This is a genomic window from Geodermatophilus dictyosporus (assembly GCF_900115505.1).
Lineage (GTDB): Bacteria > Actinomycetota > Actinomycetes > Mycobacteriales > Geodermatophilaceae > Geodermatophilus > Geodermatophilus dictyosporus.
Genome location: NZ_FOWQ01000009.1, coordinates 64,413 through 86,202, shown reverse-complemented (window position 1 = coordinate 86,202; position 21,790 = coordinate 64,413). Strand labels below are relative to the sequence as shown.

General features: G+C 77.3%; 22 protein-coding genes. 10 read left to right on the top strand and 12 right to left on the bottom strand.

Annotated features, from left to right (window positions below):
* Positions 1-78 precede the first annotated feature (78 nt).
* Both BMZ33_RS19140 and BMZ33_RS19135 read right to left on the bottom strand, forming a co-directional pair.
* Positions 79-246 (bottom strand): DUF3117 domain-containing protein, encoded by a 168-nt coding sequence (locus tag BMZ33_RS19140; RefSeq protein WP_091115270.1) that lies wholly within the window; start codon positions 244-246, stop codon positions 79-81.
* Positions 218-925, bottom strand: coding sequence for a DNA-3-methyladenine glycosylase I (locus BMZ33_RS19135; protein ID WP_169064566.1), 708 nt, complete (start codon positions 923-925; stop codon positions 218-220). Before BMZ33_RS19135 ends, BMZ33_RS19140 begins: the two co-directional genes overlap by 29 nt.
* Before the next feature lie 105 nt (positions 926-1,030).
* Here BMZ33_RS19135 and BMZ33_RS19130 point away from each other — a divergent pair, with 105 nt between their 5' ends.
* Positions 1,031-1,756, top strand: coding sequence for a TIGR04282 family arsenosugar biosynthesis glycosyltransferase (locus BMZ33_RS19130; RefSeq protein WP_091115266.1), 726 nt, complete (start codon positions 1,031-1,033; stop codon positions 1,754-1,756).
* Here the strand turns inward: BMZ33_RS19130 and BMZ33_RS19125 are convergent.
* Both BMZ33_RS19125 and BMZ33_RS19120 read right to left on the bottom strand, forming a co-directional pair.
* Positions 1,708-5,562: a fibronectin type III domain-containing protein gene (locus tag BMZ33_RS19125; RefSeq protein ID WP_091114822.1), complete on the bottom strand. Its 3,855-nt coding sequence runs from the start codon at positions 5,560-5,562 to the stop codon at positions 1,708-1,710. The two genes, BMZ33_RS19130 and BMZ33_RS19125, sit on opposite strands and share 49 nt — an antisense overlap.
* A gap of 319 nt (positions 5,563-5,881) precedes the next feature.
* Entirely contained in the window at positions 5,882-6,772 is an 891-nt protein-coding gene (locus BMZ33_RS19120; RefSeq protein ID WP_091114818.1) for a DMT family transporter, read from the bottom strand.
* Between the two features lie 66 nt (positions 6,773-6,838).
* Between BMZ33_RS19120 and BMZ33_RS19115 the strand changes: the two genes are divergently transcribed.
* The 5 genes from BMZ33_RS19115 (at position 6,839) to BMZ33_RS19095 (ending at position 9,797) form a co-directional block, all read left to right on the top strand.
* Positions 6,839-7,132 carry an antibiotic biosynthesis monooxygenase gene (locus BMZ33_RS19115; protein WP_091114815.1) on the top strand — a complete coding sequence of 98 codons (294 nt, stop codon included), beginning with the start codon at positions 6,839-6,841 and terminating at the stop codon, positions 7,130-7,132.
* Complete coding sequence (locus BMZ33_RS19110) at positions 7,129-7,764, top strand: LysE family translocator (RefSeq protein ID WP_091114811.1); 636 nt, start codon at positions 7,129-7,131, stop codon at positions 7,762-7,764. The genes BMZ33_RS19115 and BMZ33_RS19110 overlap by 4 nt, the downstream gene beginning before the upstream one ends.
* Before the next feature lie 484 nt (positions 7,765-8,248).
* The gene (locus BMZ33_RS19105) at positions 8,249-8,569 is read left to right on the top strand and encodes a hypothetical protein (protein ID WP_091114806.1); all 321 of its coding nucleotides are present in this window, start codon (positions 8,249-8,251) and stop codon (positions 8,567-8,569) included.
* A 59-nt stretch (positions 8,570-8,628) separates the two neighbouring features.
* Complete coding sequence (locus BMZ33_RS19100; protein ID WP_169064565.1) at positions 8,629-9,090, top strand: DUF2243 domain-containing protein; 462 nt, start codon at positions 8,629-8,631, stop codon at positions 9,088-9,090.
* A complete protein-coding gene (locus tag BMZ33_RS19095) occupies positions 9,087-9,797 on the top strand; it encodes a cytochrome c oxidase assembly protein (protein ID WP_091114802.1) in 711 nt (236 codons plus the stop codon). The genes BMZ33_RS19100 and BMZ33_RS19095 overlap by 4 nt, the downstream gene beginning before the upstream one ends.
* On the opposite strand, the gene BMZ33_RS19090 is transcribed toward BMZ33_RS19095, so the two are convergent.
* From BMZ33_RS19090 to dapE, 4 genes are read right to left on the bottom strand one after another with little or no spacing between them, the layout of a single operon-like run.
* Positions 9,785-10,249: an SRPBCC family protein gene (locus tag BMZ33_RS19090; protein ID WP_091114797.1), complete on the bottom strand. Its 465-nt coding sequence runs from the start codon at positions 10,247-10,249 to the stop codon at positions 9,785-9,787. The two genes, BMZ33_RS19095 and BMZ33_RS19090, sit on opposite strands and share 13 nt — an antisense overlap.
* Entirely contained in the window at positions 10,242-10,643 is a 402-nt protein-coding gene (locus BMZ33_RS19085) for a DivIVA domain-containing protein (protein WP_091114792.1), read from the bottom strand. Before BMZ33_RS19085 ends, BMZ33_RS19090 begins: the two co-directional genes overlap by 8 nt.
* Before the next feature lie 8 nt (positions 10,644-10,651).
* Complete coding sequence (locus BMZ33_RS19080; protein WP_091114789.1) at positions 10,652-11,494, bottom strand: LOG family protein; 843 nt, start codon at positions 11,492-11,494, stop codon at positions 10,652-10,654.
* Positions 11,491-12,597: a succinyl-diaminopimelate desuccinylase gene (gene dapE, locus BMZ33_RS19075; protein ID WP_091114786.1), complete on the bottom strand. Its 1,107-nt coding sequence runs from the start codon at positions 12,595-12,597 to the stop codon at positions 11,491-11,493. The genes BMZ33_RS19080 and dapE overlap by 4 nt, the downstream gene beginning before the upstream one ends.
* 117 nt (positions 12,598-12,714) lie before the next feature.
* Between dapE and dapD the strand changes: the two genes are divergently transcribed.
* Positions 12,715-13,695, top strand: coding sequence for a 2,3,4,5-tetrahydropyridine-2,6-dicarboxylate N-succinyltransferase (dapD, locus tag BMZ33_RS19070; protein ID WP_091114782.1), 981 nt, complete (start codon positions 12,715-12,717; stop codon positions 13,693-13,695).
* Here the strand turns inward: dapD and BMZ33_RS19065 are convergent.
* Together BMZ33_RS19065 and BMZ33_RS19060 are read right to left on the bottom strand one after the other, a co-directional pair.
* Complete coding sequence (locus BMZ33_RS19065) at positions 13,692-14,507, bottom strand: class I SAM-dependent methyltransferase (RefSeq protein ID WP_091114778.1); 816 nt, start codon at positions 14,505-14,507, stop codon at positions 13,692-13,694. The genes dapD and BMZ33_RS19065 overlap by 4 nt on opposite strands.
* 77 nt (positions 14,508-14,584) lie before the next feature.
* Positions 14,585-15,691 (bottom strand): alpha/beta fold hydrolase, encoded by a 1,107-nt coding sequence (locus BMZ33_RS19060; protein WP_091114775.1) that lies wholly within the window; start codon positions 15,689-15,691, stop codon positions 14,585-14,587.
* Between the two features lie 268 nt (positions 15,692-15,959).
* Between BMZ33_RS19060 and BMZ33_RS19055 the strand changes: the two genes are divergently transcribed.
* On the top strand, positions 15,960-16,499 hold the full coding sequence (locus BMZ33_RS19055; protein WP_169064564.1) for a hypothetical protein: 540 nt from the start codon (positions 15,960-15,962) through the stop codon (positions 16,497-16,499).
* 18 nt (positions 16,500-16,517) lie between these two features.
* On the opposite strand, the gene dapC is transcribed toward BMZ33_RS19055, so the two are convergent.
* Entirely contained in the window at positions 16,518-17,600 is a 1,083-nt protein-coding gene (dapC, locus tag BMZ33_RS19050; protein ID WP_280139241.1) for a succinyldiaminopimelate transaminase, read from the bottom strand.
* Between the two features lie 32 nt (positions 17,601-17,632).
* Positions 17,633-17,959: a ferredoxin gene (fdxA, locus tag BMZ33_RS19045; RefSeq protein WP_091114765.1), complete on the bottom strand. Its 327-nt coding sequence runs from the start codon at positions 17,957-17,959 to the stop codon at positions 17,633-17,635.
* Between the two features lie 164 nt (positions 17,960-18,123).
* Between fdxA and BMZ33_RS19040 the strand changes: the two genes are divergently transcribed.
* Both BMZ33_RS19040 and BMZ33_RS19035 read left to right on the top strand, forming a co-directional pair.
* Entirely contained in the window at positions 18,124-18,876 is a 753-nt protein-coding gene (locus BMZ33_RS19040) for a GNAT family N-acetyltransferase (protein ID WP_091114761.1), read from the top strand.
* 76 nt (positions 18,877-18,952) lie between these two features.
* The gene (locus BMZ33_RS19035; protein ID WP_091114757.1) at positions 18,953-21,787 is read left to right on the top strand and encodes a bifunctional diguanylate cyclase/phosphodiesterase; all 2,835 of its coding nucleotides are present in this window, start codon (positions 18,953-18,955) and stop codon (positions 21,785-21,787) included.
* Positions 21,788-21,790: the final 3 nt, after the last annotated feature.

The window sequence follows — 21,790 nt, the reverse complement described above, 5'->3', positions numbered from 1 at the left end:
CGGTCGCCGGCGTGCTGCCGGCGGCCGGGGCCGCGTCGTCCTGCGCGGTGCTGCCCTCGGGCAGGTGCGCGGCGACGTTCAGCTGGTCGCGCCCTTCAGTGCCTCCGAGAGGGCCTGCGCCTCGTCCGGCGACAGCTCGACGACCAGGCGGCCGCCGCCCTCGAGCGGTACCCGCATGACCAGGCCGCGCCCCTCCTTGGTGACCTCCAGGGGACCTTCACCCGTGCGCGGCTTCATGGCCGCCATGCGTGCCTCCTTCGCCGGCCACCCGACGCCCCTCTGCGGCTGCGGTGTGGCTGTTGATCGGTGCTTGAGCTCCGGAGACATGATCCCGTATCCCCGCCGGGACTCCAACCGGAGCCCCCCGAGGGGTGCCTCCCCCGGTCGCCCGGAAGCAGGTGGCGACGTGGTCGTCGACCATGCCGGTGGCCTGCATCAGGGCGTAGGCGGTGGTCGGCCCGACGAAGGCGAACCCGCGCCGCTTGAGCTCGCGCGCCATCGCCGTCGACTCCGGGCTGGTGGCGGGGACGTCGGCCAGCGTGGCCGGCCGGGGACGCGGCGCGGACGGCGCGAAGGACCACAGCAGCGCGTCGAGCCCCTCCGGCACCTGCTGGGCGGCACGGGCGTTGCGGACGGCGGCGGCGATCTTGGCGCGGTTGCGGACGATCCCCGCGTCGGCCAGCAGGCGCGCCTCGTCGTCGGCGCTGAACGCGGCGACCGCGTCGATCGAGAAGCCGGCGAACGCGGCGCGGAAGGCGGGGCGCTTGCGCAGGATGGTGATCCACGACAGGCCGGACTGGAAGGCCTCGAGGCAGAGCCGCTCGAACAGGGCGTCGTCGCCGTGCAGCTCGGTGCCCCACTCCTCGTCGTGGTAGACGACGTACTCCGGGGCGCTGTCGCCCCACGCGCACCGGACCCGCTCCACGCGCCGCACCGTAGCGCCGGCCACCGACGGCCGGCGGTGCGCCCGGACGGGTGGGTCGCGCGCACGGGGCGGGCGTCCCGGGCTCCCGGCGGCTACGGTCCGCGGGTGCCCGACGCCGCCCTCGCCGCCCAGCTGCTGGTCCTCGCCGAGGCGCCGGGGCGTGACACGACGCGGCTGGACCCGCCGTGCACCCCGGAGCAGGCCGCCGCGATCGCCGAGGCAGCGGTGGCCGACACCCTCGACGCGGTGCGCGCCACCCCGGTCGCGCGCCGGGTGGTGGCCCTTGACGGCGAGCCCGGCGACCTGGACCTGTCCGGCTGCGCCGTCCTCCCGCAGACGGGCGGCGACACGGGCACCCGGCTGGCCGCGGCCTTCGCCGACGCGATGGACGGCGCGGCCCTCCCGACGCTGCTCATCGGCACCGGCACCCCGCAGGTGACGCCGGCGCTGCTGGCCGCCTGCCTGGACCGGCTGGTCACGACCAGCCGGCAGACCGCGGTCCTCGGTGCCGCCCCGGACGGCCGCTGGTGGGCCCTGGGCCTGCACGCGGCCCTCGAGGCCGGCGTCCTGCCCGACGTGCCGACGGCCCGCACCGACACCGCGGAGCGGACGCGCCGGGCGCTGGAGGACGCCGGGCTGACCGTGCTCGACCTGCCGGAGCTCACCGACGTCGGCTCCTTCCCCGACGCGCTGGCGGCGGCCGCCGCCTGCGACCCCGGCACCCGCACCGCCCGGGTGGTCGCCGCGGTGGCCGACGCCGTCCCCGGGGACGGGGCGCCGGGTCAGCCGCGGGGCACCGTCACCGCACCGTCGGCGAGGTCCTTGGCGTAGAGGTCGCGCAGCCGGTTGGTGTCGCCCGCGGTCAGCGCCTGCGACGTCGTCACCAGCACGCGCTCGCCGTCGACCGCCAGCAGCCGGCCGTACTCGGCCGGGGTCACCGAGCCGGTCGGACCGGTGGTGGCGCGGCCGGCGGCGTCGGCGGTGACCAGCGTGAGCGCCCCGGTGCCGAGGTCGCGGCGGAGGTGGTCGGTGTGGCCGTTGCCGTCGCCGGGGACCTGCGCCGCGGCGGTGGCGAAGAAGGCGTACCGGCCGGTCGGGTCCAGCTCCACCCGGTGCTCCCACACCGACGTCTGGCCGTTGCCCAGCGGGACCACCGCGCCGGTGGCGGTGTCCACGCGGTGGGCCAGGCCGGTCGACCAGTTCGCGGTCGGCGTCGGCGTCGTCACCTTCGCGGCGGTGACCAGCGCGACGTACCGGCCGTCGTCGCTGAGGGCGACGTCGCCGGCGTCGCGGTAGACGCCGTACTCCACCGGCCGGCCGCCGACGGGGACCGCCGAGACCACGACGGCCTGCCCGGCGCCCGGGCCCGACAGCGTCTTGCGGTAGAGCACGACCGGGCCGGAGGACGACGTCGCCGGGAACAGCGCGAACCGGCCGTCGGGGGTGACCGCGAGCGCGGGACCGGTGGCGGCGCGCGGGAGGTCGCCCCCGGTGGCGGACGTCGACACGCGCGTCACCGCGCCGGTGGAGACCGTCTTGGCGAACACGTCGACGACGCCGTTGGTGTCCCCGGGCACCAGGTCGGAGCGGGCGGAGTAGAAGAGCACCAGGTCGCCGCTGCCGGACAGGACGACGGTCGGGCTGGTGGCGTGCACGGCGGGACCGGGCTGCAGGACGGTGCCGGCGACCGACGGGTGCACGGCCCCTCGGGCCGGGACGCTGACCAGCTCCCAGGCGCCCGACCGGGTGTCGAGCCGGTAGACGTCGGCGAGCCGGTTGGTGTCCTCGGGGCGCAGTGCCGCGGTCGTGGCGAGGGCGACGTAGCGGCCGTCGTCGCTGACCGCCGGGGCCGCCGAGTTGGTCGGGTCGCTGCTGCCGGTGGCCGTGGCGGGCAGCGGCGCGATGCGGCGGGCGGTGCCGGCGGCCCGGTCGAGCAGGTACAGCTCGTAGGCGGTGTTGGTGTCGGTGGCCTCCCAGCGCGCCGACGTGCCGACGACGACCACGCGACCGTCGGCGCTGGCCGCCACGCCGCCGCTCTGCCCCGCGCCCTCGGCCGGGACGCCCGCCGCCGCGGGGGTGACGGCGACCTCCGCCGACGGCGGTGAGGCGTTGCCCGAGGTGTCCACGGCGACCACCCGCAGGCGGCGCTCGGTGCCGTTGACCAGGCCGGTCACCGTGGCCTGGGTGGCCGGCGCGGTGGCGGTCGCCAGCGTGCCGCCGTCCTCGGCGAGCACGCGGTACGCGGCGACGTCGGGCTCGCCGTCGGCCGTCCAGCGCAGCACCGCGCGCCCGTCGCCGGCGGTGGCCGTGACGCCCGCCGGGGCCGCCGGCGCCGTCTGGTCGGCCGGCCGGGCGGTCACCGCCGGGTCGCTCGTGGCCGAGGCGTTGCCGTGCCGGTCGACGGCCTGGACCCGGTAGCCGTGGGTGGTGCCGTTGACGACGCCGGTGTCGACCCACGACGTGCCCGGCACCCGCGCCACCTCCGCGCCGTCGCGGTAGAGGACGTAGCGGTCGACGTCGGGCTCGGGGTTCGCGTTCCAGGCCAGGTCCACCGACCCGTCGTGAGGGATCGCCGCCAGCCCGGTCGGGGTGGCCGGCGCGGTCTGGTCGGTCGGCCGGGCGGTGACCGCGGGGTCGCTGGCGGGCGAGGCGTTGCCGTGCCGGTCGACGGCCTGGACCCGGTAGGCGTACGTGGTGTCGTTGACGACGCCGGTGTCGGTCCAGCTCGTCCCGGTGAGGCGCACGACCTCGACGCCGTCCCGCTGGAGGACGTAGCGGTCGAGGTCGGGCTCGGGACCGGCGTCCCAGCGGAGTTCGACCGAGCCGTCCCGGGCGGTGGCGACCAGCCCGGTCGGGGTCCCGGGTGCGGTCCGGTCGGTGGGCCGCGCGGTGATGGCGGGGTCGCTGGTGGCCGAGGCGTTGCCGTGCCGGTCGACGGCCTGGATCCGGTAGGCGTAGGAGGTGTCGTTGACCAGACCGGCGTCCACCCGGCTGGTGCCGGTCACCCGCGCGACCTCGACCCCGTCGCGGTAGAGGACGTACCGGTCGACGTCGGGCTCGGTGTTGGCGTCCCAGTGCAGCTCCACCGCCCCGTCGCGGGCGGTCGCGACCAGCCCGGTCGGCGTCGCCGGCGGGGTCTGGTCGGTGGGCCGCGCGGTGACCGTGGGGTCGGAGGTGGGCGAGACGTTGGCGTGTCCGTCGACCGCGGCGAGGCGGTAGCTGTAGGTGGTGTCGTTGACCAGGCCGGTGTCGGTCCAGCTCGTGCCGGTCACCCGGACGACCTCCGCACCGTCGCGGTGGACGACGTACCGGTGCAGGTCGGGCTCGGCGTTGGCGTCCCAGCGGAGCTCCACCGCCCCGTCGCGGGCGGTCGCGACCAGCCCGGTCGGAATCGCCGGGGCGGTCTGGTCGGTCGGTCGCGCGGTCACCGCCGGGTCGCTGGCGGGTGAGACGTTGCCGTGCCCGTCGACCGCGGCCAGCCGGTAGGCGTAGCTGGTGCCGTTGACGACACCGGGGTCGGTCCAGTCCGTGCCGGTCACCCGCGCCACCTCGACGCCGTTGCGGTGGACGACGTACCGGTGCAGGTCGGGCTCGGCGTTGGCGTCCCAGCGGAGCTCCACCGCCCCGTCGCGGGCGGTCGCGACCAGCCCGGTCGGCGTCGCCGGCGGGGTCTGGTCGGTCGGCCGGGCGGTGACCGCGGGGTCGCTCGCGGGCGAGACGTTCCCGTACGCATCGACCGCGGCCAGCCGGTACGCGTGGGGCGTGTCGTTGGCGAGCCCGGTGTCGGTGTAGGACGTCCCGGTCACCCTGGTGACCTCGACCCCGTTCCGCAGCACGACGTAGGCCGCGAGGTCGGGCTCGGTGTTCGCCGCCCAGGCCAGCGCCACCCGCCCGTCCCCGGCCACTGCCGTCAGCCCGGTCGGGGTCGCGGGAGGGGTGTGGTCGAACGGCCGGGCGGAGGCGACGGGCGCGGAGCTCGCCGACCAGTTCCCCGAGGTGTCGTGCGTCTGGACCGTGTAGCCGTGGGTCCGGTCGGGGACCAGCCCGGTGTCGGTCCAGGTGGCAGTGGCCCGTCCCGGGAGCAGGTCGGTCACGGGGACGCCGTCGCGCAGCACGCGGTAGCCGTCGGCATCCGTGTCGGCGCTGTTCGGCGTCCAGCCGACCCGCACCTGCCGCTCGCCGGCGGTCGCGACCACCCCGGTGGGCGGGGCCGGGGGGACCGAGTCCGCCGGGGTGCCGGGCACCGGGGTGCTGGACCTGGTCCCCGTGTAGGTGGGGGTGAGCAACGCCGACGTCTTCGTGTACACGGTGACCGTGTAGGTGCGGCCGTTGGTGAGGCCCCCGACGGTCACGCCGGTGACGTTCCCGACACTGGTGACGGCGGCGTCGACGTACACGTCGTAGCCGGAGACGCTGGCCTCCGCGGGCGGGGTCCACGAGATCTGCAGGGCGCGGTCGGCGGGGGCGGCGACGACGTCGCCCGGCGGCAGCGGGTCGGTGAAGCTGGCCGTGGCCAGGTCCGGCCGGCCCGCCGACCCCGACCCGGACAGCGCCAGGCCGACGAGGACGACCGCCGCCAGCAGGCGGACCGTCCCCCGCTGGCGCCGTCGCGCCGTCCGGTCCCTCTGCTGCGCCACCGTCGCCTCCCGCCGCGCCCGGAGGAGCCGGGTGCCGCGAGAGGATCGGCCGGCGCGCCGCCGACTTGAGTTCGATCGGGAGCCGACTGCGTGGACGACCTCGGAGGACCCGGTCGAGAGCTTGCCGAGACGTGGGGACGGGCCTTGGACGCTGGCGACCGTCGACGCCCTCGGCCGAGGACGACCTGACGGTGGTGTCCGGCCCGCAGCTCGACGAGCGGGTGCGGGTGCTGCTCACCGCCACCCACGGCCCCGAGATCCGCACCGGACCACCACTGCGGCGCCCCGCCGCCCGACCGGGCAGCGCGGTGGAGCGGTCCTACGGCACCGGCGCGTCGACCGCGGCGGGCGCCGGGGTGTTGCGCCGGGTGGCGAGCACGCAGCCGGCCAGCACCAGCGGCAGGCCCACGGCCAGGCCCAGGGTGAAGGGCTCGTCGAGCAGCAGCACCCCGGCGAGGACGGCGACGGCCGGGTTGACGAAGGTGATCACCAACGCCCGCTGCGGGCCGACCTCGCGGATCAGCGCGAAGAACAGCACCAGCGCCAGCGCGGTGCACACGACGCCCAGGACCGCCAGCGCCCCGATCGCCCGGGTCGACGCGGCGCCCACCTCGCCGGTGCGCGGCAGGGCGAACGGCGCGTAGACCAGCGCGGTCACCACCAGCGCGAGCGAGCTGACCGCCACGCCCGGGACGCCGTCGAGCCGGCGGCTGGCCACCAGCGGGGCGGTGCCGTAGCCGATCACGACGAGCAGCACCGCCAGCACCGGCAGCAGGGCGATCCCCTCGACGTCGAAGCCGAGCAGCGCGACGATCCCGACGACGCCCAGCCCCATCCCCGCCAGCCGCACCGGGGTCAGCCGCTCCTCGTCGCCCACCAGCCGGGCGGCCAGCGCCGCGACGAAGGGCACCGAGGCCACGAGCAGGCCGGTCAGCGAGCTCGACAGCGTGTCCTCGGCGTAGGACAGCAGCAGCCACGGCCCGGTCATCTCCAGCACCGTGAACAGCAGCAGCGGCCGCCAGTGCCGCAGCGCCGGCCGCAGCTGCCCGCGGGCGAGCGTCAGCGGCAGCAGCAGCACCGCGCCGACGACGCAGCGGACGAAGACGACGACCACCGGCGAGGTCTCCTCGACGGCGACCTTGATCAGCAGGTAGGGCACACCCCAGATCACCGACATCGCCAGGAACAGCGCCCACCCGCGACGGCTCACCGGCCGCCTCCGTCGCACTCGTGCACCCGGTCATCCTGACGCCCGCCCCTCGGGCACCCTGGACCGGTGCCGCGCGTCCTGTTCCACGCCGTCCACCACCCGCACCCCGAACACCTCGACGCCCTGCTCGGCGCCATGCGGCGGCTCAACGAGGCGGCCCGGGGCATCGAGGGCCTCGAGGAGATCGGCGCCTTCCACGACGCCGAGGGCGGCCGCGTCGTCGCCATCTCGGTGTGGTCCTCCCCCGAGGCGCTGCAGGCCGGCAGCGCGCGCCTGTTCGCCGGCGTCGGCGACCTGCCGTTCGACCGGTGGGAGCGCCGGCCGCGCGAGCTCCTGACCCTGCCCGAGGTGGCGCGGTGAGCGGCGCCTGGTCCGGCTACGGCACCTTCGTCCTCCTCACCGTCGTCCTGGTGCTGGTGCCCGGGCCGGACTTCGCGGTGGTCGTCCGCAACACCCTCGCCGGCGGCCGGCGCCGCGGCGCGTGGAGCGCCGTCGGCATCACCGCCTCGAACGTCGTCCAGGGGACGGCGGCCGCGACCGGGCTGGCCGCGGTCGTCGTCCGCGCGGAGCCGCTGTTCCAGGCGATCCGCTGGATCGGGGTCGGCTACCTCGCCTACCTGGCGGTGCAGGCGTTCGTCTCCGCCGTCCGCGGCCGGTACGCCGACCTCGACGGCGGCGGAGCGGCGGTCGGCAGGGGCGCGCTGACCGGGCTGCGCCAGGGGTTCCTGTCCAACGTCACCAACCCGAAGGTGCTCGCCTTCTACCTCGCCGTGCTGCCGCAGTTCCTCGGCCCGGGCACCGCCGTCCCCGTGCTGATGGCCTACGCGCTCACCCACGCGGCGGTCGGGCTGGTCTGGCTGCTGTTCCTCGTCGCCGTCCTGCACCGGGCGCGGCTGCTGCTCGCCCGGCGTCCGGTCCGCCGGGCGCTGGACGCCTTCACCGGGTGCGCGCTGCTCGCCTTCGGCGCCCGGCTGGCGGCCGACCGGGGGTGAGCCTCGGCCGACCGGCCAGGCGACCTCGACGTGCGGGGCGTCGGGGTCGACTGCGTCCCGGTCGGTGAGGTAGACCTCCGCCGGGCTGCCCGCCCGCGTCAGCCCCTCGGCGTCCACCCACGCCCCGACCGCGTCGTGGGCGCCGAGGATCCCGGGGAACTCCGCCGGCCGCCGCGACAGGCAGGTCACCGCCTCGCGCCCGGCCCGCCGCAGCCGGATCCGCAGCTCCCCGGCCGGCTCGACGGTGCCGGTGAACGGCCGCACCACCTCGACCGGTCCGTCGCCGTCCTCGGTGACCGTGCCGTGGTGGACGACGCACAGCGGCCCGGCCGGGACCGCGCCCGAGCGCGCGAGGTGGCCGGCGACCTCCCCGGCCGCGTCCCGGACGAACCCGTCCAGCTCGTCGCCTGCGGCCCGCCCCAGGGGCCAGGTCGAGCGGAGCGGGGGCTTGCGGACGGCGGACCGCCTCGGCTGCACTCCCGGCATGACTGCCGAGGACCGCCTCGCCGCCCTGGTCGACGCCCTCGCCGGCGAGCCCGGCGTGGTCCCGCCGCAGCCGGGACGGCGCCGGTTCGGGTCGACGGCGCTGACGGTGGACGGGCGGGTCTTCGCGATGGCCGTCGGCGGGGCGCTGGTGCTCAAGCTGCCGCGCGACCGGGTGGCGACGTTGGTCGCCGGCGGTGCGGGCAGCCCGTTCGCCAACGGCAGTGGCCGGCCCATGCGCGAGTGGGTGGCCCTGGGTGGGGACGCCGGGGCCGACCTCGAGCTCGCGCGGGAGGCGCTGGCCTTCGTCGGCGGCCGCTGAGCGGTTTCCCGTCCGACGCCGCCGGGCAGCGTCCGGGGACGCGACGACGGGAGGCCCGGGTGTCCGACGCACCGACGCGACCCGCGCCCCGGCGACGGCTGCTGGTCTCGGGCCTGCTGCTGGGCCTGGGGACGGCGGGCGCGGTCGACGAGATCGTGTTCCACCAGCTGCTGCACTGGCACCACTTCTACGACCGGGCCAGCGGCGCGGCGGGGCTGGTCTCCGACGGGCTGCTGCACGCCGGCACCTTCTCCGCCGCCGTGGCCGGCATGGCGCTGCTCGCCGACGCGCGCCGCCGCGGCCGGTTCGTCCCGCCGCTGTGGTGGGGCGCGGTGCTCACCGGCGCCGGCGCCTTCCAGGTGTGGGACGGCCTGGTGCACCACAAGCTGCTGCGCCTGCACCAGGTGCGCTACGGCGTCGACCTGACCGGCTACGACGTCGGCTGGGTGCTGCCCGGGGCGCTGCTGCTGGTCGCCGGCGTCGTGCTCCTGCGACGGGCCCGCACCGTGCCCGCGCGGTGATCGCCGCGCTCCTGCTGGCCGCGGGCGCGGGGTACGTGGCCGCCACCTGGCGGTGCCGCAGCCCCTGGCCGCTGGCCCGCACCGCGGCCTGGCTCGCCGGCCTGGCCGCCGCGGGGGTCGCCGTCGCCGACCCGCTGCGGGCGCACGCCGGCGGGCACGTCGACCTGCACGCGCACATGGCCGGGCACCTGCTGCTCGGCATGGTGGCGCCGCTGCTGCTGGTGCTCGCCGCCCCGGTCACCCTGGCGCTGCGCGCGCTCCCGCAGGACGCCGCCCGGCGGCTGTCCCGGCTGCTGCGCACCGCCCCGGCGCGCCGGCTGGCCGACCCGCTGGTCGCCGTCCCGCTCAACGCCGCCGGGCTCTGGCTGCTCTACGGCACGGGCCTGCACGCCGCCGGCCCGCTCGTCTGGCTGCACCTGCTGCTCAGCGGGTACCTGGCGACCGCCTCGGTGCTCGCCGTCGACCCCGCGCCGCACCGCCGCGGCGTCGCCGTGCGCGCGGCCGCGCTGGCCGCGGGCGCCGCCGCCCACGACGTCCTGGCCAAGGTGCTCTACGCCCACCCCCCGGCCGGCACCGTCGGCGCCGAGGAGGGCGCGCGGCTGATGTACGACGGCGGCACCGTGGTCACCCTGGTCACCGCGGCACTGCTGTGGCGGCGCTGGTACGTCGGCCGCGACGCCGTCCGCGCCGCGGCTCAGCCGGCGTAGGTGCGGGCGAAGCGGGCGAACCGGCGCAACGCGACCCGGAACCCCACGACGACGAACGGGCGCGCCAGCGGCCAGCCGACCCGGCCGAGCAGCCCGAAGGGCGGGTACCACCGTTCGGTCAGGACCAGGTCGGTGCCGCCGCCGGCGGGCGTGAGCTCGAAGATGCCCGGCCCGCGCACGATCCGGCCGGTGTGCTGGACGACCACCCGCCGCGGCGGGTCCCACTCGGTGACCACCATCGTGTCGAGCACGCCGAGGTGCCGGCCGCGCCGCCACGGCAGCGGGAGGCCGGTGCGCGCGGCCAGCCGCACGCCGACGCCCTCCTCCGCGGCGGTCACCACCTCGACGTCGGTCGCCGGCATCCACCGCCCCTGGCCGCGCCAGTCGGTGAGCGCCGCCCACACCTGCTCCGGCGGCGCCTCCACGTGCACCGGCAGGACCAGCTCAGGCATCGCGGCGCACCCCGTCCCCGGTCGGCGCCTCGCCCGCCCCGGCACCGCCCGGCAGGGTCAGCCCGGGATCGGTGTCGGCGTCGGCGGCCCGGGCCGGCCGCTCGCGCTCGGCCCGCAGCGTCGCGATCACCTCGTCACGCTCCTCGATCGTCTGAGCGAGCTGCTCGAGCAGCCAGTCCACCTCGGTCATCCGGTAGCCGCGCACGGCCACCGAGATCTGCAGCGCCCGCACGTCGGCACCGGTCACCGGGCGCTCCTCGGGCAGCTCGACCGGCGAGCGGTCGAGGTCGGCCGGCGGCTGGGTCTCCCCGCGGCCGAGCAGCACCGACCCGCCGAGGAACAGCAGCGCCCCGACGACGGCGACCGCGGCCAGCCCGACGAGGAGGGACAGCACCGGCGTCCTCAGCCCTCGACCGGCTCGACCGGCCCGGACAGCGGCGCGCGCATGCCCCCGCCGTTGTCCCCCGGCGACCCGGCCGCCTCGGCCGCCCGGATGTGGGCCAGCACCTCGTCGACGTCGTCGGTGACGGTGAACAGGTCGAGGTCGCCGGGGCTGATCGTGCCGGACTCCAGCAGCGAGCCGCGGATCCACTCGACCAGCCCCGACCAGTACGCGGTGCCGAACAGGACGACCGGGAAGCGGGTCACCTTGCGCGTCTGCACCAGGGTCAGCGCCTCGAACAGCTCGTCGAGGGTGCCGAAGCCGCCGGGGAGTATGACGAAGGCCTGCGCGTACTTCACGAACATCGTCTTGCGGACGAAGAAGTAGCGGAAGCTGATGCCGACGTCGACCCACTCGTTGAGCTCCTGCTCGAACGGCAGCTCGATGCCGAGGCCCACCGACAGCCCGCCGGCCTCGTGCGCGCCGCGGTTGGCCGCCTCCATCGCACCCGGCCCGCCGCCGGTGATGACCGCGTAGCCGGCGCCGGCCAGCGCCCCGCCGATCCGCACGCCCGCCTCGTAGTAGGGGTGGTCGGGCTTGGTGCGGGCGCTGCCGAACACGCTGACCGCCCGCGGCAGCTCGGCGAGCAGGCCGAACCCCTCGACGAACTCGCTCTGGATGCGCAGGACACGCCACGGGTCGGTGTGCACCCAGTCGGTGGGCCCGCGCCGGTCGAGCAGCCGCTGGTCGGTCGTCGTGCCGACCGTCTGCGGGTCGGGCTCGCCGCCGCGCAGCACCACCGGGCCGCGGTGGCGCGTCGGGCGGGGCTTGCGGGCGCCGTCGGGCGGCGGGGTGGTCGTCATGCGCGGTCTCCGGACAGGTAGGCGGTCAGGGCGTCCTCGGCCGGCTGCAGGCGCTCGACCAGCACCGACTCCTCACGGGTGTGCGCCAGCTGCGGGTCGCCCGGGCCGTAGTTGACCGCCGGGATGCCGAGCGCGGCGAAGCGGGCGACGTCGGTCCAGCCGAGCTTGGCCCGGGCCGGGCGGCCGACGGCGGCGACGAACGCCGCGGCGGCGGGCTCGGTGAGCCCCGGCAGCGCGCCGCCGGCGTTGTCGGTGACCGTGAGCGTGGCGCCCGCGGCGATCGCCTCGGCGAACACCTCGCGGACGTGCGCCTCGGCGGCGTCCTCGTCGCGGTCGGGCGCGTAGCGGAAGTTGACCGTCAGCGCGGCCTCGTCGGGGACGACGTTGCCGGCCACGCCCCCCGAGATGCCGACGGCGTTGAGCCCCTCGCGGTAGTGGCAGCCGTCGATGTCCACCTCGCGCGGCCGGTAGGCCGCCAGCGCGGCCAGCGCCCCGGCCAGCGCGTGAACGGCGTTGACGCCCAGCCAGCTGCGGGCGCTGTGCGCGCGCCGGCCCCGGGTCTCCAGCCGGGCGCGCAGCGTGCCCTGGCAGCCGGCCTCGATCTCGCCGTCGGTGGGCTCGAGCAGGACGGCGAGGTCGCCGTAGAGCCAGCCGCGCCGCTCCCGGACCACCCGGCCCAGGCCGCTCTTGACCGACTCGACCTCCTCGTTGTCGTAGAAGACGAACGTCAGGTCGTGCGCGGGCGCGGCGCCGGGGACGCCGAAGCGGGCGGCCAGCCGCAGCATCACCGCGTCGCCGGACTTCATGTCGCTCGTGCCGCAGCCGAAGACCCGCCCGTCCTCCAGCCGGCTGGGCACGTTGCCGGCGATCGGCACGGTGTCGAGGTGCCCGGCGAGGACCACGCGGGCGTCGCGGCCGAGGTTCGTGCGGGCCAGCACGGTGTCGCCGACCCGCTCCACCTCCAGGCCGCCCAGCGCCCGCAGCGCCGCCTCCACGGCGTCGGCCAGCGCGCGCTCGTCGCCGGAGACCGACGGCGTGTCCACCAGCGCCCGGGTGAGGGTGAGCACGTCGGCGGAGAGGTCCAGGTGGGGCGGGGGGCTCACGGGCACCGAGCCTACGGTGGGAGGACCTCGTCCTCCTCCCCACTCGCGGGCTCGCGGCGAGCCCGGGGACGAGGCCGCCGGCCGTCCCGGTGCGCCGGCCTCGGTAGCGTCGGGCGCGTGACCGCCTCCGCCGCCCGCTCCGCCGTCGCCGCCGGCGTCGCGACCGTGACCACCTCCGGGACCGTCCTCGACACCTGGTACCCCTCCCCCGCGCTCGGCGCCGACGGGCCGGCCGGCACCCGGCAGCTGGGCACCCTCGAGCTGGAGGGCGAGCTCGGCCCGGAGTTCTCCGGCCTGGTGCGCACCGACGACGTCCGTGGCGTGCAGGTGGTCGGCGTCCGGACGACGATCGCCGACCTCGACGCGCCGCCGGCCGACGCGCACGACGTCTACCTGCGGCTGCACCTGATCTCGCACCGCCTGGTCCGCCCGCACGGGATCAACCTCGACGGCGTCTTCGGGCTGCTGGCCAACGTGGCGTGGACCGACGCCGGCCCGGTGCTGGCCACCGAGCTGACCCCCGCCCGGCGGGCGGCGCTGCGCGCGGCGCACGGGCACCTGACCGTGCTGTCGGTGGACAAGTTCCCGCGGATGATCGACTACGTGCTGCCCTCCGGCGTGCGCGTCGCCGACGCCGACCGGGTGCGGCTGGGCGCCCACCTGGCCGAGGGGACGACGGTCATGCACGAGGGCTTCGTCAACTACAACGCCGGCACCCTGGGTCCCTCGATGGTCGAGGGCCGGATCAGCGCGGGCGTCGTCGTCGGCGCCGACAGCGACGTCGGCGGCAGCGCGTCGATCATGGGCACGCTCTCCGGCGGCGGCAAGGAGGTCGTCTCGATCGGCACCGGCTGCCTGCTGGGCGCCAACTCCGGCATCGGCATCTCGCTCGGCGACGACTGCGTGGTCGAGGCCGGCTGCTACGTCACCGCCGGCTCGCGGATCACCCTGCCCGACGGCTCGGTGGTCAAGGGCCGCGAGCTGTCGGGGCGCAGCGGGCTGCTGTTCCGCCGCAACAGCGTCTCCGGGGCGCTCGAGGCCCTGCCCCGCACCGGCACCTGGGGCGAGCTGAACGCCGCGCTGCACGCCAACGACTAGCGGACCCGGCCGAGGGTGACCCGGACGTCCTGGTCGAAGCCGAGGCGCCCGTCGCCGTCCCGGCAGTGCTGCAGGCGCCGGTGGGCCTCCGCCCGGACGGCGTCCCGCTCGTCCTCGGGCACGAGCTCCCAGAACCCCCGCTGGCCGACCGACCAGGTCCAGGTGTGCCAGTGGTCCTCGTCGGCGAAGCGCACCGGCACGGTCAGGTGCACCGTGCGCAGGTCCCCGAAGCCGGCCCCGCGCAGCAACTGCTCGACCCCGTCGTCGGAGGCGAACGGACCGCTCGTGCCGCTCGTCCGCGCGTCGCGCACCTGCGGCGGCAGGTAGGGGGCGAACACCGCGTCGACCTCGCGCCACGCCTCGCTGTACGGGCCGAACGTCGTCACACCGACGCGGCCGCCGTCGACCAGCAGCGACCGCCAGGCCCGCAGCGCCGCCGCGGGATCGGGCAGGAAGAACAGCACCAGCGAGGAGGCGACGACGTCGTAGGGGCCACCGCCGGGGTCCTCCGCGTCGGCGATCCGCACCTCCGCGGGGACCCCGGCCTCCTCGGCCGCCGCCCGTGCCCGCTCGACCATCCCGGGCGCGAGGTCGATCCCGGTGACCGACCCCGTCGGGGCCACCCGGGCCGCCGCCCGCAGCAGGACCGCGCCGCGCCCGCAGCCGACGTCGAGCACCCGCTCCCCCGGCCGCGGGTCGAGCTCGGCGACCAGCCGCTCGGCGATCGGACCGAACATCTCCACGCCGACCGCGTCGTACGTGGGTGCCGCCCGGTCGAAGACCCCGGCGACGCGTTCCCGCTGCCCGTCCACGGCACCCTCCCGGACACTCGGCGGAGGGGACGATCGTGCACCCGGAGCGCGGCGGGTGGGGCGTCCCGCTGCCCCGCTCAGGCGTGGCCCGCGGGCTCCCCGGCGGGGACGTCGAGGTGCTCGAGCAGCGCGACGGCGAACTCCTGCGGGCGCTCGACGTGCGGCGAGTGGCCCACCCCGGGCAGCACGACCTCGCGGTAGGTCCCGCCGGCCGCCGCGTAGCGCTCGAGCACCGCGCGGGTCTGGGCCACCATCGGCTGCGGCGGGCACACCTCCGCGCCCGGCCAGCCCGGCACCGCGCCGAGCTGCCCGAGGAAGGCGAGGTCGAAGGCCGAGGTGTCGGAGACGATCGCGTCGGCGTCGCCGCGGATCCACAGCACCGGCGGCCGGACCGGCAGGTCGGCGAGGCCGGAGACGTCGAACACCGTCGGCGCCATCGTGTTGAGCACGCCGCGCGGTCCCGGCGCCGTCCCCGGCCAGGTGCCGCTGGGCACGCTGTCGCCCGGGTAGTGGTCCTCGCCGGTGCGGGTCGACAGCATCGAGGCGACGAACACGTCCTCCAGCGCGGGGTCCAGCGGCAGGGAGCCCGGCGCCACGTAGAAGGCGCGCAGGATCGACCGCGGGCTGGTCGGCGCGGCGTCCCCCGTGTCCCCGGCGGCGATCGCGGCGACGAACTCCGGGTTGGCCGCGCCCGCCCCCGAGCCCGCGCCGTCGTCGGACAGCCGCCGCCCCTCCGGCCCGGCGGTGCCGCCGAAGCCGTACGGCGAGACCGGCGCCTGCAGGGTCACCGAGGCCACCCGGCCGGGGTCGTCGAGCAGCCGCTGCAGGACGACGCCGGCGCCCATGCTCCAGCCGACCAGGTGCACCCGGTCGAGGCCGAGCGCGTCGAGCAGCGCGCCGAGGTCGTCGGCCCAGTCGCGCACCCCGCGGCGCGCGTCGACCGGCAGCGGGTCGGTGTCGCCGTAGCCGCGCAGGTCCACCGCCAGCGCCCGGTGCCGGCCGGTCCCGTGCACGGTGAGCAGCTGCTGCTGCCAGAACAGCGCCGAGCTGACGTTGCCGTGCACGAAGAGCACGGCCTCGCCGGGCCCGGCCGGGTCGGTGCCCTCGGGGTGCAGCACGTTCTGGACGAGCCGTGCGGTGGGCACCCGGGTGGCGGTGACCCCGGGGAGCAGGACGTCGGGCACGGAACCTCCTGGACAGCAGAACGAGGGGCCCGCACACGCTAGCGACGCGGCCTCGGGGCGACCAGTGACGCGCCCGCCCCAGGCGCACCGCCGGTCCCCGCGACGTCCAGGGCCCTGCCAGGGGACCCACCTACCCTCGGAGGCGATGACGAGCGCACGGACCGGCACCCGCCCCGCGGCCCGCCGGACGACGTCCGCTCGCCGGCCCCCCGCACGCAGGCCGCCCGCCCGCAGGCCGGCCACGCGCGCACCGGCCCGGCGGCCGGGGTTGCGGCGCCGCCTGGCGTCCTGGGGCTGGCTGACGGCGGTGCTCGCGGTGCTGGTGCTCGTCGCGGTCACCGTCGGCGCGGAGGAGCGCGAGGTCCCCCTGGCCACCGCGGACTGCACCGTGCCCGGGACCGGGGTGGAGCTGTCCGGCGAGCAGGTGGCCAACGCGCGCACCATCGCCCAGGTCGGCTACGACCGCGGCCTCCCCGAGCGGGCCGTGGTCGTCGCGCTGGCGACCGCCATGCAGGAGTCGACGCTGCGCAACCTGCCCTACGGCGACCGCGACTCCCTCGGCCTGTTCCAGCAGCGGCCCTCGCAGGGCTGGGGCACGCCCGAGCAGGTGCAGGACCCGGTCTACGCCGCCGGCCAGTTCTACGACCGCCTGGTGCGGGTCCCGGGGTGGGAGACCGGCGAGCTGACCGTGGTCGCCGACAGCGTGCAGCGCTCGGCGTTCCCGAGGGCCTACCAGCGGTGGTCGGACTTCGCCCAGTCGCTGACGGCGGCGCTCCGCTCCGACGACCTCACCCGCGCCTGCGGCTGACCGGCCGGCCGCGCCGGCTCAGGCGGTCAGGCGCTCCGCGGCCGCGTCGATCCGCTCGTCGGTGGCGGTGAGCGCCATCCGCACGTGCCGGGCGCCGGCCGGGCCGTAGAACGAGCCGGGCGCGGCGACGACGCCGAGGCCGGCCAGCCAGTCGATGGTGGCCCAGCAGTCCTCGTCGCGGGTGACCCAGAGGTAGAGGCCCGCCTCGGAGTGGTCGATGCGCGCGCCGGCGGCCCGGACCGCGGCGGCCAGCCGCTCGCGCCGGGCCCGGTAGCGCTCGCGCTGCACGTCGACGTGCGCGTCGTCGGCCAGCGCCGCGGCCATGGCGGCCTGCACCGGCCCGGGCACCAGCAGCCCCAGGTGCCGGCGCACCTCCCACACCTGCCGGACCAGGGCGGGGTCGCCGGAGAGCAGCCCGGCGCGGTAGCCGGCCGCCGTCGACTGCTTGGACAGCGAGTGCACCGCGAGCAGGCCGGTGTGGTCGTCGCCGGCGACGGCGGGGTGCAGCAGCGAGCGCGGCTGCACGTCCCAGCCGAGGGTGGCGTAGCACTCGTCGGCCACCACGGGCACGCCGTGCGCCCGGCCCCAGGCCACCCAGCCGCGCAGCTGCCCGTCGGAGAGCACCCGGCCGTGCGGGTTGCCCGGGGAGTTGAGCCAGACCAGGACGACCCCGGCGGCGTCGCCGGGCGGGGTGTCGGTGCGGCGCACCGCCAGCCCGGACAGCACCGCGCCGACCTCGTAGGTCGGGTAGGCGACCTCCGGGATGAGCACCGTGCCCTCGCGCAGCCCGAGCAGCGTGGGCAGCAGCGCCACCTGCTCCTTGGAGCCGATCGTCGGGATCACCGACGGGTCGGCCGCGAACGGGTCGGCCACGGTCACGCCCAGCCGGCGCTGCAGCCAGCCGGCGGCGGCCTCGCGCAGGGCGCGGGTGCCCAGCGCCGTCGGGTAGCCCGGGGAGTCCCCCGCCGCCGAGAGCGCGTCGCGCAGCAGCCCGGGGGTCTCGTCGACCGGCGTCCCGATGGACAGGTCGACCAGGCCGCCGGGGTGCCGCGCGGCGCGGACCCGGGCGGCCTCCAGGCTGTCCCAGGGGAAGTCCGGCAGCCGCCGGGCCGCCGTCCCCGGAGTGGTGGCGGTCAGTGGCCCTCACCCTGCGGCGGCAGGGCGGCGACCAGCGGGTGGTCCTTGGCGATCTTGCCGGTCTTGGCCGCGCCGCCGGGGCTGCCCAGGTCGGAGAAGAACTCCACGTTGGCGTTGTAGAAGTCCTTCCACTTGTCCGGGACGTCGTCCTCGTAGTAGATGGCCTCCACCGGGCACACCGGCTCGCAGGCACCGCAGTCGACGCACTCGTCGGGGTGGATGTAGAGCATCCGGTCGCCCTCGTAGATGCAGTCCACCGGACACTCGTCGATGCACGCCTTGTCGAGGACGTCGACGCAGGCCTGGGTGATCACGTAGGTCACGGTGGGTCCTCCCGGGGGACGTACGGGCAGCGGACCGGCTCGTGACCGGTTCTCGCGCGTGTCTGCCGACCAGTATGGCCCCGTGGCCCCCCGCCAAACGTGACAGGTGGACCCGCGTGCCCCGTCGGGGCAGGGGTCCGCCGCGGGGCGCAGGATCGACCGTCGTGGGACAGAGCCGATCACCCCTGGGCGTCGCGGACCTGGAACGACTGGCCGCGCGTGGCTGGCGGGCCGCCGAGGAGGAGCCACTGGGCGACTGGCTGCTGCGCGCCGCGGGCGGGTTCACCGGCCGGGCGAACACCGCCCTGGTCGCCGGCGACCCCGGCCGGCCGCTGCCGGAGGCGGTCGACGCCGTCGCCGGCTGGTACGCCGCCCGCGGGCTGCGGCCCGGCGCCCAGCTGGCCGGCGTGCGCTCCCGGCCGGCCGACGCGGCCTTCGCCGCCGCGGGGTGGCCGCGCGACGAGGACGTCCTGGTCCTGACCGCGCCGCTGGTCCCCGGCGCTCCCGACGGCGTCCCGGTCGAGCTGGCCCCGACGCCCGACGACGGCTGGCTGGCGACGTCCGGGCACCTGGGCCGCGCCGACGCCGGCACCGTCCGCGCGGTCCTCACCCGCGCGCCGCGGGTCGTCTTCGCCGCGGTCCGCGAGGCCCCCGCGCCCGCCCCGCCGGTCGCCGTCGCCCGCGGCGTGGTGACCGACGACTGGCTCGGCGTCACCGCGGTGACCGTGGCCGCGGCGCACCGGCGCCGAGGGCTGGCCTCGGCGCTGGTGGCCGCGCTCACCCGCTGGGGCGCCGGGGAGGGCGCGCAGTGGGTGTACCTGCAGGTCACTGCCTCCAACGAGGCGGCGCGGGCGCTCTACCGCCGGTCCGGGTTCGTCGAGCACCACCGGTACCACTACCGGTGGGCACCGTCCTGACCCCGGCCCTCCCCCGGGCGGGGGGTCGTGTGCGCCGCGTCTCAAGAGATGCGGAACGCGGTCGATCTCTTCCGGTGTGACCGACCTGCCGACCCCCTCCTCCCCGGAGCAGGTGCCGGCCCCGCCGTCCGACGCGGAGGCCGCCCTCGAGCACCGCCTGGCCGCGCTGCGCCTGGCCCTCGGCGCCGACCGGGTGTCGCTGTGGTGGCACGAGACCGCCACCGGCCTCGCGGTGCCCTTCGCGGCCGCCGCCGACGGCGCGCCCGCCGTCGGGCCGGTGTCGGCCCAGGTGGTCGGCCGGTCCCCCTTCCTGGCCACGGTGCTCACCGGGGGCCGTCCGGTCGCCGTCGAGCCCGGCGACGCCGGCCCGGCGGCCGCCGAGCTGGCGGACCTCGGCGTCGACGACGCGGCGGGCCTGCCGCTGGTGCACGACGGCGAGGTCGTCGGCGCCCTGGTCGTCGAGCCCGCCCGCTGCGCCCGCGGCCCGCGTCCGCGGCGGGCGGCGGCCGGTCTGGCGCGGGCGCTGGTCGCCGCCTCCGCCCGCCGCGCCGAGCGCCGCCGGCTGGTGACCGCCGAGGTGCTGCTGCAGCTCGTGGAGGGCGCCACCTCGGCACGGTCGCTCGACTCCCTGCTCGGTGCCGCCTGCGAGCGGCTGGCCGCGCTCGGCGGGGTCGACCGGGCCTGCGTCTTCCTGCTGGAGGACGGCCGGCCGGTCCCCGCCATGGCCGCCTTCGCCGACGGCCGCCGCGACCCGGCCGGCTGGCAGCGCTTCCGCGCCGCCCCGTCGGCGATCGGCCTGGTGGAGCAGGTGGCGAGGACCGGGGTCCCGGCCTCCGCCGACCGCGGCAGCGACCTGCTCGCCGACTGGTGGGTGGAGTCCTTCGCCATCGGCTCGCTGCTCGCCGTGCCGCTGGGCCGCGCGCCCGACGTCGTCGGCGTCCTCACCCTCGACAGCGCCGCCCTGCGACCGTTCTCCCAGGAGGTGCGGCGGCTGGCCGCGGCCGCCGGTGCCCACCTGGGCGGCGTGGTCGAGCAGGCGCGGGCCGCCCAGGCGCGCGCCGACGAGCTGGTCGTCGCCGGCGCCGTCCGGCAGCTGCTCGTCGAGGGCGCCGGCGCCACCGGGGTGGCCGAGGCCGCGGGTGTGCTCGCCGCCGCCGTCCAGCGGCTGGCCGGCACCGACCGCGGCGCGGCCTACCTCGTCGACGGCGACGGCCTGGTCGAGGACATCCGCCTGGTGGGCTGGTCGGCGGAGGCCCGGGAGGTGCTCACCGCGCGGGTCGCGGGCCGGCCGGCCGACGAGGCGCCGCTGTGGCGGCGGGTGGCGGAGCTGCGGCGCCCGGTGTTCGTCGAGGACGCCCGCGCCTGCGACCTGCTCCCGCCCGCGCTGGTCGAGTCGCTGGGGCTGGCCGCGTACGTCGCCGTCCCGGTGCTGGCCGGCGACCGCCTGCTCGGCATGGTGGTGTGCGGCGCGGTGGGCCGGCCGGTGTCGTGGTCGGCGGCGGTCCGCGAGGCGGTCGCGCGGCTCGTGCTCGAGGGCGCCCTCGTGGTGGAGAACGCCGCGCTGCGCGCCACCGAGCAGCTGCGGCTGGCCCAGCTGGCCCGCGAGGCGCACCACGACCCGCTCACCGGCCTGGCCAACCGGCGCCGGTTCACCGAGGAGGTCGAGCGGACCATCTACGCCGAGCCGCACCGCTCGGCCGCCGTCCTCATGCTCGACCTCGACCGGTTCAAGGAGGTCAACGACAGCTTCGGGCACAGCGTCGGCGACGACCTGCTGTGCCTGGTCGGCCCGCGCCTGCAGCAGGCGCTGGGCCCCGGCGACCTGCTGGCCCGCATGGGCGGGGACGAGTTCGCCGTCCTGCTGCCCGACGCCGGCGCGGACCGCGCCCGGGAGGTCGCCGAGGGGCTGGGCGCCGTGCTGCGGGAGGCGTTCGTGCTCGACGGCATGCCGCTGCACGTGGACGCCAGCACCGGCGTCGCGCTGTGCCCGGAGCACGGCCGCGACCGCTCCCTGCTGCTGGCCCGCGCCGACACCGCCATGTACGGCGCCAAGCGCAGCCGGGAGGGCGCCCGCGTCTGGGCGCCGGAGGGCACGACGGACTCCCGCGACCGGCTGCAGACCCTCGAGCAGCTGCGCGTGGCCCTCGACACCGAGCAGCTCGTGCCGCACTACCAGCCCAAGCTCGACCTGCGCACCGGCGACGTCGCCGGGGTCGAGGCGCTGGTGCGCTGGGAGCACCCCGAGCGCGGCCTGCTGGCGCCCGACGTCTTCCTGTCGCTGGCCGAGCAGGCCGGGCTCATGCGCCGGCTCACGCTCCGGGTGCTCGAGCGCTCGCTGCTGGACCTGCGGACCTGGCGCGACGCCGGCCACGAGCTGAGCCTCGCGGTCAACCTGTCCGTGTCCAACCTGCAGGACGTCGCGCTGCCCGAGCAGGTGGCCCTCCTGCTGGAGACGCGCGGGGTGCCGGCGTCGGCGCTGGTCCTGGAGATCACCGAGGACGTGCTCATGGCCGACGCCGCGCGCAGCCAGCAGGTGCTCGCCGGGCTGCGGCGGCTCGGGGTGCGGCTGTCGGTCGACGACTACGGCACCGGCTACTCCTCGCTGACCTACCTGCGCGCCCTGCCGGTCGACGAGCTCAAGCTCGACCGCAGCTTCGTCACCTCGCTGACGCGGGACCCGCGCGCCGGTGCCATCGTCCGCAGCACCCAGCAGCTGAGCCAGGACCTCGGCATGACCTTCGTCGTCGAGGGCGTGGAGGACGCCGCGACCCTGGAGCTGCTGCGGAGCCTCGGGTGCGACGTCGCCCAGGGCTGGCACGTGGCCCGGCCGATGCCCGGGGAGCGCGTGCTCGGGTGGCTGGAGCGCCGCCCCGTCCGCGCGGCGCTGCCCCGGCAGCGGACGGCGCGCTGAGGC

What these genes read in the sequence shown, in the direction of transcription:
- BMZ33_RS19080 (WP_091114789.1), bottom strand. Translation starts at nt 11,494, where the DNA reads ATGACGACCACCCCGCCGCCCGACGGCGCCCGCAAGCCCCGCCCGACG.
- BMZ33_RS19090 (WP_091114797.1), bottom strand. Translation starts at nt 10,249, where the DNA reads ATGCCTGAGCTGGTCCTGCCGGTGCACGTGGAGGCGCCGCCGGAGCAG.
- BMZ33_RS19140 (WP_091115270.1), bottom strand. Translation starts at nt 246, where the DNA reads ATGGCGGCCATGAAGCCGCGCACGGGTGAAGGTCCCCTGGAGGTCACC.
- BMZ33_RS19105 (WP_091114806.1), top strand. Translation starts at nt 8,249, where the DNA reads ATGACTGCCGAGGACCGCCTCGCCGCCCTGGTCGACGCCCTCGCCGGC.